At 75.0% G+C, this 13,917-nt stretch carries 9 protein-coding genes; 1 reads left to right on the top strand and 8 read right to left on the bottom strand.

What is annotated here, in order from left to right:
- Positions 1-63 precede the first annotated feature (63 nt).
- The 8 genes from HNR21_RS18890 to HNR21_RS18925 form a co-directional block, all read right to left on the bottom strand.
- Positions 64-2,418, bottom strand: coding sequence for a GMC oxidoreductase (locus HNR21_RS18890; RefSeq protein ID WP_182706232.1), 2,355 nt, complete (start codon positions 2,416-2,418; stop codon positions 64-66).
- Between the two features lie 2 nt (positions 2,419-2,420).
- Positions 2,421-3,515 carry an alpha/beta fold hydrolase gene (locus tag HNR21_RS18895; protein ID WP_182706233.1) on the bottom strand — a complete coding sequence of 365 codons (1,095 nt, stop codon included), beginning with the start codon at positions 3,513-3,515 and terminating at the stop codon, positions 2,421-2,423.
- A 159-nt stretch (positions 3,516-3,674) separates the two neighbouring features.
- Entirely contained in the window at positions 3,675-6,545 is a 2,871-nt protein-coding gene (locus HNR21_RS18900) for an ATP-binding protein (RefSeq protein WP_220500212.1), read from the bottom strand.
- A 252-nt stretch (positions 6,546-6,797) separates the two neighbouring features.
- On the bottom strand, positions 6,798-8,237 hold the full coding sequence (locus tag HNR21_RS18905; RefSeq protein WP_182706235.1) for a rhamnulokinase: 1,440 nt from the start codon (positions 8,235-8,237) through the stop codon (positions 6,798-6,800).
- A gap of 25 nt (positions 8,238-8,262) precedes the next feature.
- Positions 8,263-8,880, bottom strand: coding sequence for a LutC/YkgG family protein (locus HNR21_RS18910; protein WP_182706236.1), 618 nt, complete (start codon positions 8,878-8,880; stop codon positions 8,263-8,265).
- Complete coding sequence (locus HNR21_RS18915) at positions 8,877-10,310, bottom strand: lactate utilization protein B (protein WP_182706237.1); 1,434 nt, start codon at positions 10,308-10,310, stop codon at positions 8,877-8,879. Before HNR21_RS18915 ends, HNR21_RS18910 begins: the two co-directional genes overlap by 4 nt.
- Positions 10,307-11,023 carry a (Fe-S)-binding protein gene (locus tag HNR21_RS18920; RefSeq protein ID WP_182706238.1) on the bottom strand — a complete coding sequence of 239 codons (717 nt, stop codon included), beginning with the start codon at positions 11,021-11,023 and terminating at the stop codon, positions 10,307-10,309. The genes HNR21_RS18915 and HNR21_RS18920 overlap by 4 nt, the downstream gene beginning before the upstream one ends.
- Before the next feature lie 7 nt (positions 11,024-11,030).
- The gene (locus HNR21_RS18925) at positions 11,031-12,101 is read right to left on the bottom strand and encodes a LacI family DNA-binding transcriptional regulator (protein ID WP_182706239.1); all 1,071 of its coding nucleotides are present in this window, start codon (positions 12,099-12,101) and stop codon (positions 11,031-11,033) included.
- 262 nt (positions 12,102-12,363) lie between these two features.
- Here HNR21_RS18925 and HNR21_RS18930 point away from each other — a divergent pair, with 262 nt between their 5' ends.
- A complete protein-coding gene (locus HNR21_RS18930) occupies positions 12,364-13,902 on the top strand; it encodes a sugar ABC transporter ATP-binding protein (RefSeq protein WP_182706240.1) in 1,539 nt (512 codons plus the stop codon).
- The last annotated feature ends 15 nt before the right edge of the window (positions 13,903-13,917 follow it).

Below are 13,917 nucleotides of genomic sequence, written 5' to 3' on the forward strand. Positions count from 1 at the left end.
GGGACGCGGAGGCACCCCGCAGTTCCTCCGCGTCCCACGTCTCAGATGACCGGGGCGATCCGGTCAGTCGTCCGGGCCGTAGACCCTCCAGAGCTGGCCGGCGAAGAAGGCGCCGAAGCGGGCGAGGGCGGCGGCCGCGCCGGGGCCGGTGGCCCGGAAGGTGGTGAGCTGGGTGATGAAGTCCTCCAGGTGGATGTGCAGGACGCCGGCGCCGATGACGGGGGCGGCGTCGTCGGCGGCGGGGTGGACGTGGCCGCCCAGCAGCCGGACGTACAGGGTGGAGGTGTCCGGCCAGATCCGGGTGGGCGGGCCGTCCTGGACGTCCTTGCGGCCGACCAGGGTGACCGGGCGGCCGTCGGCGTCGGCGAGGTGGAGCCGGTAGCGCATGGCCCGCCGGTCGGGGTGCCCGGCGGGGGCGAACAGGTTGAACCAGCCGCGGGTCACGGTGCGGCGGCCGCCCAGCCAGGGCGCGTCGACCCAGCCCTCGGCGCGGGCGGTGTGCTCGGGATCGTCCAGGAACCGGTCCAGGTCGTCGGCGGTGATGGTCAGCTCGAACGCCAGGGGCTCGCGGGCGCCGGCCTCCTCTCCGGCGCGCGGGTCGGCGACGCCGGGCGTCCAGTGGCCCTTCATCTCCTCGGTGAACGCCAGCGTGGTGAGGTTCGCTCCCGGCTTCCCGCGCGCCGGGCCGGTCGCGGAAGGGCCCCGCGCCCCGCCCGCGGTCGGCCCGGCCCCCGTGTCGAGAAGCCGGGAGCACATCCGGTCGGCCATCGCGGCGATGGTCAGCGAGGGGTTGGCGCCCACCGGCCCGGGCATCGCCGCCCCGTCGGCGATGTACAGGCCGGGGTGCCCGAAGACCTCCCCGTACGGGTCGCAGACCCCCTCGTCCGGATGCCGCCCGATCGGGGCGCCGCCCAGCGGATGCACGGTGACGATCCGCTTGCGGAACCAGATCGGGTTGTCCTTGTAGTCGGCGCCGAGCACGTCGCCGATCCGCTGCATGATCTTGCGGACCCGTTCGAAGTGCGCCTCGCTGGTCGCGGTGGTCCATTCGGCCCGCAGCATGTCGCCGTCGAGCCGCAGCACCCCGTCGGGGGTGTCGCGGCCCATGCCGAGCAGCGGCAGTGAGCTGACCGACAGGGTCCCGTCGCCGATCAGCTCGCTGAGTTCGGCCGACAGGTTGCTGTCGGGCGCGTCGCAGAACAGGTCCACCGCCCGGTCCCACAGGAACCGCAGGGCGCGGCCGATCCGGTCGGCCACGTCGGCGCCCTCGACCATCCAGGTCACGAACTCGGGATAGCCGCCGTCCTGGATGTAGGCGCCGCGCTGGCCGCTGCCGCCGAACGGGTCGGCGTCGGCCTCGTCGGGCAGCCGGATCGCGCTGGTGATGACGGGCCCCCGGCTGGCGTTCAGGGGCCGGACCCGGTCGCGGTCCCTGGCCCGCAGCAGGAACGTCAGCAGGTCGCCGTTGCCGCAGAACCGGGTGCCCAGCGCGGGGCCGAGGCCCGGCAGGTCGCCGCGGGAGCGCAGCAGCAGGTAGGTGGTGCCGTAGGTGCCGGCGGCCAGGATCAGCCGGTCGCAGCCGATGGTGCGGACGGGCAGGTCGCGGGACTCGCGGGCGGGGTCGTGGCGGACGTAGTCGACCTCGTAGCCGCCGCCGGTCCGGGGCCGGATCCGGGTGACCTCGTGGGAGGTGCGCAGGTCGGCGCCGTGGTGGCGGGCGGCCGACAGGTAGGTGTGGTCCAGGCTGTTCTTGCTGCCGTCGTTGCAGCCGATGTCGCACTCGGCGCACAGCCGGCAGGTGCGGCGGGGCACGCCGTGCAGGTTGCCGTACCCGGGCTCGGGGATGGGCAGCCCGATGCCGGGCGCGGCGCCGGGCTCGGGGGCGAAGCTCACCGCCAGCGGCGGCAGGAACCAGTCCAGGCCGAGTTCGGCGGCGGCGTCCTGCAGCGCCTGCGTCTTGGGGGTGTCGGCGTAGGCGGGCTCGTCGAGCGGGTACGGCGTGGCGCCCAGCATCTTCTCGACGGCGTCGTAGTGCGGGTCCAGGTCGGCGCGGGAGATCGGCCACGGCTCGTACCCGCCGTCCGGGGCGCGGTGCTCGTGGACGAACCAGCGCTCGTCCTTGCGCAGCAGCACGTTGGCGTAGATCAGCGAGCCGCCCCCCAGCCCGCTGGCCACCACCGAGTCGCAGCCGGAGAAGTGCCACACGTCGTACATCCCGTGCAGGCCCTCGCGCGGGTCCCAGAACGCCCGGCTCATCTCGGCGGGGGAGCGGGGGAAGCTGCCGGGCGGGAACGCCCGCCCGCGCTCCAGCACCACCACCGACCGGCCCGCCTCCGCCAGCCGGTAGGCGGCCACCGAGCCCCCGAACCCGGAGCCGACGACCACCGCGTCGACGTGTTCGCGCACCTGCTCGCCCACGGTCAGGCCGCCTTCCGCTTGATGAAGTCGACCATCTTCGGGAACACGTCGGCGTGCGCGTCCCTGCCGAGGAACGGGTCCATGTGCCCGTAGCCGGGCAGCACGCCCAGCTCGTGCAGCCCCGGCGCGACCTGCCGCAGCCGGGCGTGGCACACCAGGTTGGAGTCGCCGAAGACCCGGTTGCGGTCGCCGGTCAGCAGCAGCGTCGGGGTGCGCACCCCGCCGGCGCCGGCGAGGTAGTCGTCCGGCAGGGCGGTGAGACGACGGTCCCCTCGGTCGTACTTCACCGCCCTGCCGGCCTTCACCATCGCATGGACGTGCCGGTAGTAGTGCACGCCGACGCCCCCGCAGATGTCGGCGATGCGCAGGTGGGTGGCATCGTCCAGGTTGTGGTGCTCGTACAGCGCGGGCCGGCCGCTGCCCCACATGAAGCTGAGCATGTGGCAGGACCGCACGTCGCACTCGCGGTGCACCGCCGAGATCAGCCGCGACAGCATCCAGCCGCGGGTCATCGCCGGCGCCTCCCCGAAGCGGGGGTCCAGGAACGAGAACCCCAGCACGTACTCCGCCAGCGCCGGCCCGAAGGCCAGCTTGTACCGCGACCACCGGGGGACCCGGGGGGTCAGCGCCACGCTGTTGCACACCACGCTGGTGATCCCGGTGGCCACGCCCGCGTACAGGCTCATCATGAACGTCATCGCGCCCAGGCAGTGCGCGATGACGTGCACCCGCCGGTCCCCGACGTGGCGGCGCAGCTCCGCCAGCGCGGCCGGGTGGTCGTACAGCGCGCAGTGGTCGAGCGTGAACCGGTGGGTCTCCATGTCGTACGGGTAGCGGTTGCTCATCCGGAAGTCGACCGCCCACACGTCGGTGAACCCCTCGTCGTGCAGGTGGGTCACCAGGTTGCGGTGCTCGGGCATGACGAACATGTCGCTGGACATCGTCAGCCCGTGCACGAGCAGCACCACGTCGTCGCAGTCGGCACGCCGGAACCGGGTCAGCTGCAGCCCCAGCCCGTCCTCGGTGGCGAACGGATGCACGGAGATCTCCGCGTCCGTGACACCGGCGTGCGTGAACCGCGGGATGCGGTCGCTCATCGGTCCTCCAGTGCGTGCGCGCCCGGTGGGAGACGGAACGGGCTCGACGGGAACGACTATCCCGCCGAGCGGTGACGGAGGACATCGTGGCAAACCCTGATATCCACGTACCGCGACACGGATGGGCGGGTATGCGACGCGGACGTCAGCGGGTCCGGGTCACCCGCCGTCGCCGGACTCCTCCAGCCGGCCGAGGGCGTTGACGACCGCGACGCGGGAGCTGACGCCGAGCTTGGCAAAGATGTGCGACAGGTGCGTCTCGACGGTGCGGATGCTCAGGTAGAGGCGTTCGGCGATCTGCTGGTTGGTGCAGCCCTCGGCGACCAGCCGGGCGACCTGCAGCTCGCGGCGCGACAGCGCGCCGGGCCCGCCGCCGGAGCCGGTGCCGGCGCCGCGGGCGGGCACCCGCACCCCGACCCGGCGCTGCTCGCGCTGGGTGCGGGCGTGCAGCGGGCGGGCCCCGGCCGCCTCGAAGATCTCCGCGGCGATGCGCAGTTCGGCCCGGGCGAACCCCCGGTCGCCGGCCTCGGCGGCGGCGATCCCGGCGTACAGCCGGGCGCGCCCGGCGTCCAGCCGGTGCCCGGCCTCCTCCAGCGTCGCGGCGGCCTGCCGGGCCCGCCGGGCGGCCGCCGCCGGGTCGGCGGGGCGCAGCGCGTGCGCGCGGGCCAGGTCGACCAGCGCCCGGTTGCCGGGCAGCGCCGGGGGAGCGGTGGCGGCGGTGCGGTCGGCCCAGCGGGCGGCCTCGGCGGCGTCGCCGGCCGCCGCGGCGAGCTGGGCGAGGATCTCGCAGGCCCGCGGCGCGCTCGGGTCGAGGGCGGCGGCGGTGTCGCTGTCGGCGCACACCTCGCGCAGCATGGCCGCGCCGGTCTCGGTGTCGCCGGCGTGCACGGTCGCGACCCCGAGCGCGTAGGCGGCCTGGCGGCCCCACCACTCGCCGGTGCCGCCGGAGGCCTGCACCGCCTCCCGGCCGTAGGCCAGCGCGTCCTCGTCGTTCCCGAGCCACGACGCGACCAGGCACCGCTGGGTGAGCGCGAACACCAGCAGCTGGTCGGAGGCCAGCATCCGGGCGACCGCCTCGGCCTCCTCGGCGGCGGTGGCGGCCTCGGCCAGCCGGCCGAGCATCGCGTACGCGTTGGCCTGCCCGGCCAGCGCGGTGGGGACGATGTAGCTCTGGCCGGTGGCGCGGGCGACCGACAGCACCCGTTCCAGCCGGCCCGCCGCGACGTCGTAGCGGCCCAGGAACAGCTCGGTCCAGCACGACCAGGTGATGGCGTCCAGCCATTCGGCCAGGTGCTCGTCGGAGGAGGCGGCGACCAGCCGGTCGACGTCGGTGCAGTGCCGCAGCGCGTCCTCGACCCGGCCGCCGGCGTAGGCGGGCATCGGGCGCAGCGCGGCGACCGCGACGACCAGGCCGGGCTCCCAGCCGTCGGCGTTGTCGGGGACCATGTCCAGCACGGCCTGGGCGGCGCGGAAGTCGACCCGCAGCAGGCTCTCGGCGACCAGCCGCAGCCGCAGCATGACGGCGGCGGCCGAGCGGGGGTCGGGCATCCGGCGCAGCTCCGCCAGCAGCAGCCCGCGGGCCTGGTGCGGGTCGCCCAGCAGCCGTTCCATCATGGCGCAGAACCGGGCGGCGCGGGCGCGCAGCGCGTGCGCGTCGGGCGGCAGCAGCCGCAGCACCTCGCGGCCGGTCCGCCGGCCCTCGGCGAGCTGCCCGCTGATGGCCTGCATCTTGGCCAGCTCGGCCAGCAGCGGCAGCCGCCGGTCGTCGGCGTCGGGCATCAGCTTGAGGGCGGCCTTGAGCCAGTGCGCGGCGGTCTGCGGGGCGTGCGGGGCGACGGTGCGGGCGGCCTCGACCAGGGTGTCGATCGCCTCGGTGTCGCCGAACCGGCCCGACCGCTCCACATGGCGGGCGCGCACCGTGGCCGGCACCCCGAGCCGGGCCAGGTGGTCGGCGACGCGGGCGTGCACGCCCACCCGCCAGCCCGCGGCGGCCGACCCGTAGGTGGCGTGCCGGACCAGCGGGTGCCGGAACCGGAACCGGCCGCCGGACGCGGGCCGCACCACGTCGCGGGCGGCCAGCTCGTCCAGCGCGGCCAGCGCGGTGCTCTCGGGCACCTCGGCGGCGGCCGCCGCCAGCGACGGCTCGAACTCGTCGGCCGCCACCGCCGCCGCCCGCGCCACCAGCAGCGCCGGATCGGGCAGGCCGCTCAGCTCGGCCTGCAGCGCGGCCTCCACCGCCGGGGGCAGCTCACCGGCCCCCTCCTCGCCGATCCGGCCGGGCGCCTGCGTGACGCCCATCCGGGCCAGCGCCTCCAGGTAGAACGGGTTGCCGCCGCTGGCCGCGTACAGCGCATCGCGCTGCGGGGCGGGCACCTGGGGGCCGAGGAACTCGGCGACCTCGGCCCGGGTCAGCGGCTCGACCGGGACCCGCAGGCCGTGCGCGCCGGCGGTGTCGACCAGGGTGGCCAGCCGGGGCGCGGCCTGCGCGGGACGGTACGCCACGGCGACCATGACCCGGGCCCGCGGCGGGTGCCGGACCAGGTGCTCCAGCAGCTCGACGGAGGCGTCGTCGGCCCAGTGCACGTCGTCCAGCACCAGCACCAGCCCGGCCGGTGCGGCCAGCTCCTCCAGCAGCCGGCGCACCGTCCGGTACAGCCGGTAGCGGGCCAGCCCGGTCAGGTCGGCGGGGTCCTCGGCCCCGTCGGCCGGGGCGTCCCCGGAGACCGCCATGGACGGGAACACGGTGGCCAGCAGCCGGCCGGCGGCCGGGCCGAGATCGGGGCGGTGCTCCTCCAGGTGGTCGTCGAGCGCGTCGATGACCACGCCGAACGGCATGTCCTGCTCGAACTCGGCGGCCCGCCCGGCGACCGCGGGGAGCTTGCGGTCGGCGGCGGCGTTCAGCAGCTCGCCCAGCAGCCGGGTCTTGCCCGCCCCCGGCTCGCCGACCAGCGCGACGAACCGGAACGCGCCCGCCGCGGTGGCGTCCAGCGCACGGTCCAGGGCGTCCAGCACGTCGCGCCGTCCGACCAACGGCGGGTTCCCGGGCGGCCCGCTGCCTGGGGCCCGCTCCCGGCGGTCCGTACGACCCTCCACTGCCCACACCCCAATGCGACAGGCGGTCGGTACGCCATGATTATGCGTCTGTCAGCGATCGGCGAGGATCGCGATCGACACATTACCGCCGCCCGCCCCGCCAGGGCGGTCGCTCGGCGTGGACACTGGATCACCCGGCGTGTCGTGTTCCAGATCACCCGGGCCTCGTCCGGGGCGGGCGCGGCGGCGTCAGCGCAGGCCGGCGCGGGCGGCGGCGTCGTCCCAGGCGGCCGGGTCGCCGCCCGGCTCGTAGCGGCGCAGCGGCTGGGTCGCGGCGACCAGCCCGCGCATCTCCGCCAGGTCCTTGACCACCCCGAACGCCCGTGCCTGCACCAGCACGTTGCCGAGCGCGGTCGCCTCCACCGGCCCGGCGACCACCGGCAGGCCGCAGGCGTCGGCGGTCAGCCGGCACAGCAGCTCGTTGCGGGAGCCGCCGCCGACCAGGTGCACCACCTCCACCCGCCGCCCCGACAGCCGCGCCGCCTCGCGGACGGCGGCCCGGTGACCCAGCGCGAGGCTGTCCATGATGCAACGGACCACCTCGGGCGGGGTGGCGGGCGGGCGCTGGCCGGTGGCGCGGCACCGTTCGGCGATGCGGGCGGGCATGTCGCCCGGCGGCAGGAACTCGGGGGCGTCGGGGTCCACCACGGCCTGGAACGCCGGCACCCCGGCCGCCGCCTCCAGCAGCGCCGGCAGGTCGGACGGGCCCAGGCCCCAGGCCCGCTGCGACTCCTGCAGCAGCCACAGGCCCATGACGTTGCGCAGGTAGCGGACGGTGCCGTCGATCCCGGCCTCGTTGGTGAAGTTGGCCGTCCGCCCCTCCTCGCCGAGCACCGGACCGGGCAGCTCGACCCCGACCAGCGACCAGGTGCCGCAGGAGATGTAGGCGAAGTCCTCGCCCCGGGCGGGGACGGCGGCGACCGCGGAGGCGGTGTCGTGGGAGGCGACCGCGGTGACCGGGACGTCGCCGGGCAGGCCGGTCTCGGTGGCCACATCCGGCCGCAGCGGCCCGATGACCTCGCCGGGCTCGCGCAGCTCCGGCAGCAGCCGGCGGGGGAGCCCGAGCCGTTCCAGCAGGGCCGCCGACCAGGTGCGGGTCCGCACGTCCAGCAGGCCGGTGGTGGAGGCGTTGGTCAGCTCCGCGCCGGTCCGGCCGGTCAGCCAGTACGCCAGCAGGTCGGGGATCATCAGCAGGGTGTGCGCCCGGTCCAGCCCGTCGCGCTCGGCCACCAGCTGGTAGACCGTGTTGAACGGCAGGAACTGCAGGCCCGCCACGTCGTAGAGATAGGCGTCGCCCAGCTCGGCCCGGACCCGTTCCATCACCCCGTCGGTGCGGCCGTCGCGGTAGTGCACCGGGTTGCCCAGCAGCGCGCCGGAACGGTCCAGCAGGCCGTAGTCCACCGCCCACGAGTCGATGCCGATCGAGGTCAGCCCGGGCCCGGCGGCCTTCAGCCCGTCCAGGATCTCGCCGTACAGGCCGAGGATGTTCCAGTGCAGGGTGCCCGCGGCGCGCACCGGCCGGTTGGGGAAGCGCCGCACCTCGGTCAGCTCCAGCGCGCCATCGCCCACCCGGGCGGCCATCACCCGGCCGCTGGAGGCTCCCAGATCGACGGCGGCGAACGTGTTCATCGGCTCCTCACGAGGGGGGTGGGGGTCAGCGGGTCAGGATCACGTCGAGGGTGCGGGGGCCGTGCACGCCCTCCACCCGGTTCAGCTCGATGTCGCTGGTCGCCGACGGGCCGGACACGAACGTCAGGGGCCGGGCGGGGTCGAGCCGTTCCAGCGCCTCGGGCACGTCGGGGGCGACCTGGCCGGCGGTGACCACGATCAGGTGGTGGTCGGGCACCAGGCTGAACGCGCGGCGGCCCTGGCCGGGGCCGTGGTCGAGCACGATCGTGCCGGTCTCGGCGATGGCCACCGCGCAGCCGGTCACCACGCCGTCCAGCGCGTCCAACTCGGCCACCGGCGGCTCGTGGACCAGCAGGCCGGGGTCGACCTCGGCGATCCACTCCGCCGGGAGCCCGGCGGGGACCGCGTACCGTCCCCGGCTCAGCACCCGCGCCACCGCGCCCGGCAGTCCGGCGGTATCGACGCGGTGGACGGTGGCGCGGTAGTGGGCGACCCGTTCGGCGAACAGGTCCAAGATCCCGTCCTCGTGGTGGCGGCGCAGGTAGGGCCGGTCGATCGCGGCGTACGCCTCGGCGGCGGGCGTCCCGCGCCGCCCGAGGGCGCCCGCGATGCGCCCCAGGACGTCGTCCCTGGCGGTGCTCATGAGCGGCCTCCGTTCGTGCGCTTCCACCAGGCCCGGAACGACTCGGGCGGCGGGGCGGGCGCGTCGCGGGAGTCGGTCCACGCGCGCAGCGGGCCGGGCAGGCGGCGGATCCGGCCGCGCCGGCCGATGAGGCGGCGGCTCGCGGACGCGGCGCGCTGGGCCAGCGCCAGCCGCCGCGGGGAGCGCAGCGTCCAGCCCGCGGCGGCCATCGCGGTCCCCACCAGCGGATGCCTCGGCCCCTCCTCGACGGCCTTGGCCCGCAGGTGGACCAGCACCTCGGGGATGTCGATCGCGACCGGGCACGCCTCGAAGCACGCCCCGCACAGCGACGACGCGTACGGCAGGGAGGCGTCCACCTCCGAGCCGATGCCACGGATCTGCGGCGACAGGATCGCCCCGATCGGCCCCGGATACGGCGACCCGTAGGCGTGGCCGCCCGCTCGGGCGTAGACCGGGCACACGTTCAGGCACGCCGAGCAGCGGATGCAGCGCAGCGCCTGCCGCCCCACCTCGTCGGCGAGGGTCGCGGTGCGGCCGTTGTCCAGCAGCACCAGGTGGAAGTCCTGCGGCCCGTCACCGGGCGTGACGCCGGTCCACGTGCTGGTGTACGGGTTCATCCGCTCGGCCGTGGAGGAACGGGGCAGCAGCTGCAGGAACACCTCCAGGTCCCGCCAGGTCGGCACGACCTTCTCGATGCCCATCACCGAGATCAGCGTCTCCGGCAGCGTCAGGCACATCCGCCCGTTGCCCTCGGACTCCAGCACCACCAGCGTGCCGGTCTCGGCGACCGCGAAGTTCACCCCCGACACCGCCACCTTCGCCGACAGGAACTTGGCGCGCAGGTGCCGGCGGGCGGCCTCGGCCAGGTCGGCGGGCTCGTCGGACAGGTCGGCGGGCGCGCCGGGCATCCGGCGGCGGAAGATGTCGCGGATCTCCGACCGGTTGCGGTGGATCGCCGGGACCAGGATGTGCGAGGGCCGGTCGTCACCGAGCTGCACGATCAGCTCGGCCAGGTCGGTCTCGTAGGCGGTGATCCCCTCCTCGGCCAGCGCCTCGTTCAGCCCGATCTCCTGGGTGGCCATCGACTTGACCTTGACCACCTCGGTCTGCCCGGTGGCGCGCACCAGGCCGGCGACGATCCGGTTGGCCTCGGCGGCGTCCCGCGCCCAGTGCACGGTGCCGCCCGCCGCGGTGACCCTCTCCTCCAGCTCGCGCAGGTAGTGGTCGAGGTACCGCAGGGTGTGGTCCTTGATCCGCCGGCCGGCCTCGCGCAGCGCCGCCCAGTCGTCCAGCTCGGCGACCGCCGCGCGCCGCCGGTCCCGGATGGTGCCGGTGGCGTGGGCCAGGTTGCCGCGCAGCCGCTCGTCGGCGACCGCCTCCCGGGCGGCCTGGGGGAACGCCGGCATCCCGAGGTAGGTGGGCATCGTCATGAGGGGTCCTCCTCGGTGGAGGCGAGGATCTCGGCCAGGTGCACGGTGCGGACCTCGGGGCCGGTGGTGCGGGTCAGGATGCCGCCGATGTGCATCAGGCAGGAGTTGTCGGCCGCGCACAGGGTGTCGGCGCCGGTGCCGCGGACGCAGGCGGCCTTGTCGGCGCCCATCGCCGCCGACACCGCGGAGTTCTTCAGCGCGAACGTCCCGCCGAAGCCGCAGCACTCGGCGGCGTCGGGCAGCTCCACCAGTTCCAGGCCCCGCACCTGGCGCAGCAGCCGCAGCGGCCGGTCGCCCAGCCCGAGCATCCGCAGCGAGTGGCAGGTCGGGTGGTAGGTCACCCGGTGCGGGTAGTACGCGCCCACGTCGGTGACCCCGAGCACGTCCACCAGGAACTCGGCCAGCTCGTACACCTTCGCCGCGGCGGTCGCGGCGCCGGCGTCGATGCGGGGGTGCCAGTCGCGGATCATCGCCGCGCACGACGCGGACGGGGTCACCACCGCGTCGTAGGGGGCGAACGTTTCAGCGAAGCTCCGCACCAGGGGCGTGACCTGCCTGCGGTAGCCGGTGTTGAAGTGCATCTGGCCGCAGCAGGTCTGCGCCGCGGGGAACTCGACCTCGTGCCCCAGCCGCCGCAGCAGCCGCACGACCGCCCGCCCGGTGCCGGGGAACATCGTGTCGTTCAGGCAGGTCACGAACAGCGCGATCCGCATGGCCCGCTCATCCCTCCGGGTGCGCGACCAGCCGCCGGGTGGACTCCCGCACGACCAGCTCGGGCTGGAACATCACCTGCTGGTGGGCGTGCCCGGCCGGATCCTCGCACTCGTCCAGCAGCAGCTCGGTGGCGATCCGGCCGAGCTGGAACGTCGGCTGGCGCACCGAGCTGAGCGGCACCGCGGCGGCGCCGGTGAACTCGATGTCGTCGTACCCGATCACCGCCACGTCGTTGGGGACCTTCACCCCGGCCTGCAGCAGCACCCGCAGCAGCCCGAGGGCCAGCAGGTCGTTGGCGCAGAACACGGCGTCCGGCAGGTCGCCGTCCAGCAGCCGGCGGGCGGCGCCCTCCCCGGCGCGGGCGTTCATGTCCGGGACGGTGATCTCCCGCAGCGCCTCGCGGCCCAGCCCGGCCGCGCGCAGCGCCCGCAGCGCCCCCTTGCGCCGGTCGGCGCACTGCCGCAGCGACGACGGGCCGGTGACCAGGGCGATGTCGCGGGCGCCCTGCTCCAGCAGGTGGCGCACCGCCAGCTCGCCGCCGGCCACGTCGTCGACCGCGACCGAGCACTGGTTGGCCCGGGGGGTGGGATGGTCCAGCAGCACCACCGCCACCCCGCGCTGCCGCAGCAGCTCGACGTGGTCGTCCTGCTCGTCGACCGGGGTGATCAGCACCCCGCGGACCCGCTGCTCGGCCAGCACGGTCAGATGGCGGCGCTCCTTGTCGTGCGAGCCGCCGGAGCTGGCCAGGATCACCGCGTAGCCGCGTTCGCTGGCCACCTCCTCGACGCCGCGGGCCACGTCGGTGAAGAACGGGTTGCCCAGGTCGAGGATCATCAGCCCGATCGTGCTGCTCTGCCCGGCGCGCAGCGTGGAGGCCGAGGCGTTGCGGACGAAGCCCAGCTCGCGAATGGCCTGTTCGACCCGGGCCCGGGTGGCGGGGGCGACCCGCTCGGGCCGGTTGAGCACGTTGGACACGGTGCCGGGGGAGACGCCCGCGTGCCGGGCGACCTCCTTGATGCCCACCGTGCCCGCCCGGGGGCGCGCCGTGCGCGTGCCGCCCCCGCTGGGTGTGCTCATCTGCCTGCCCCCCCGGTCGTCGGATCTTTGCTGCGCCAACTGTGGCCAAGTCATTAAAACGTGTCAACCCCCTGCCGGTCGGAGATTCGGTCCGATCGGTCGGAAGGTCCGATGCCGCCGGGCCTTCCGTGCCGGAAGAGGGTGGATCTTCGCAGATCGGGACTTGACGAGTGGGTTGGCTCACATCTAGCGTCCTGCGCAACGTGAGCTTAAAACGTTTTTCACACCCCGGTCATCGGGGTCCGGATGAGGAGGGTGGCGCGTGAACACATCCGCTCCGCCGGCTCCGCCGAGACTGGCGCTGGTCGACGTCAGCAAGGCGTTCGGCGCGGTGCAGGCACTGCGGGGCGTCACCGTCGAGCTGTACGCCGGCGAGGTGCACGCGCTGGCCGGCGAGAACGGCGCGGGCAAGTCCACGGTCGTAAAAACGTTCGCAGGGGTGCACCGTCCCGACTCCGGCGAGGTACGGCTGGACGGCGAGCCGGTGGTCTTCGGCGGCCCGGCCGACGCCCAGGCCGCGGGGGTGGCGGTGATCTACCAGGAGCCCACCCTGTTCCCCGACCTGTCGGTGGCCGAGAACATCTTCATGGGCCGCCAGCCGCGCACCTCGCTGGGCCGGATCGACCGCAGGGCCATGCACGCCGCCGCCGCCGACCTGTTCGCCCGGCTCGGCGTGCCGCTGGACCCGGCGCAGCCGGCCCGCGGGCTGTCCATCGCCGACCAGCAGGTGGTGGAGATCGCCAAGGCCATCTCCCGGGACGCCAAGGTCCTGATCATGGACGAGCCCACCGCCGCGCTCACCGGCCAGGAGGTCGCCCGGCTGTTCGCGGTCACCCGCACGCTGCGGGAGGCCGGCTGCGCGATCCTGTTCATCTCGCACCGGCTGGAGGAGATCTTCGAGCTGTGCCAGCGGGTCACCACGCTGCGCGACGGCACCTGGGTCGGCACCGAGACGCTGGACGGGCTGACCACCGACGACCTGGTGCAGCGGATGGTCGGCCGGGAACTGGACGACCTGTACCCCAAGCAGGAGGTCGCCCCGGGCCGGGTGGCGCTCAAGGTCTCCCGGCTGACCCGCGAGGGCGTCTTCACCGACGTGTCCTTCCAGGTGCGGCGCGGCGAGATCGTCGCGCTGGCCGGGCTGGTCGGCGCCGGGCGCAGCGAGGTCGCCCGGGCGATCTTCGGGGTGGACCGGTGGGACGCCGGCGAGGTCGAGGTGGACGGCCGCGCCCTGCCGCCCGCCAGCCCCACCGCCGCCATGGCCGCCGGGCTGGCCTTCGTCCCCGAGGACCGCCGCCAGCAGGGCCTGGTCATGGACATGTCCATCGAGCGCAACATGGGCCTGACCCAGCTCCGCTCGCTGCGCCGGGCCAGCGGCCCCGGCCCGCTGATCTCCCGCAGGGTCGAACGCGACCGCGCCCGCGACTGGGCGCTGCGGCTGCAGCTGAAGTTCTCCCGCCTGTCGGACCCGGTCGGGGTGCTGTCCGGCGGCAACCAGCAGAAGGTCGTGCTGGCCAAGTGGCTGGCCACCGAGCCGTCCGTGCTGATCGTCGACGAGCCCACCCGCGGCATCGACGTCGGCACCAAGGCCGAGGTGCACCGGCTGCTGTCGGAACTGGCCGCCCAGGACATGGCGGTGCTGATGATCTCCTCCGACCTGCCCGAGGTGCTCGGCATGGCCGACCGGGTGCTGGTCATGCACGAGGGCCGGCTGGTCGCCGAGATCCCCCGGGCCGAGGCCACCGAGGAGTCCGTGATGGCCGCCGCCACGGGGCAGCGCGCCGGGAAGGAGGCGGCGTGAGCGAGCCGAAGGCGC

Origin of the sequence: Thermomonospora cellulosilytica (assembly GCF_014138835.1) — a bacterium.
GTDB lineage: Bacteria > Actinomycetota > Actinomycetes > Streptosporangiales > Streptosporangiaceae > Thermomonospora > Thermomonospora amylolytica.

Coding starts and splice junctions, on each gene's coding strand:
- HNR21_RS18895 (WP_182706233.1), bottom strand. CDS start 3,515: ATGAGCGACCGCATCCCGCGGTTCACGCACGCCGGTGTCACGGACGCG.
- HNR21_RS18905 (WP_182706235.1), bottom strand. CDS start 8,237: ATGAACACGTTCGCCGCCGTCGATCTGGGAGCCTCCAGCGGCCGGGTG.
- HNR21_RS18910 (WP_182706236.1), bottom strand. CDS start 8,880: ATGAGCACCGCCAGGGACGACGTCCTGGGGCGCATCGCGGGCGCCCTC.
- HNR21_RS18915 (WP_182706237.1), bottom strand. CDS start 10,310: ATGACGATGCCCACCTACCTCGGGATGCCGGCGTTCCCCCAGGCCGCC.
- HNR21_RS18920 (WP_182706238.1), bottom strand. CDS start 11,023: ATGCGGATCGCGCTGTTCGTGACCTGCCTGAACGACACGATGTTCCCC.
- HNR21_RS18925 (WP_182706239.1), bottom strand. CDS start 12,101: ATGAGCACACCCAGCGGGGGCGGCACGCGCACGGCGCGCCCCCGGGCG.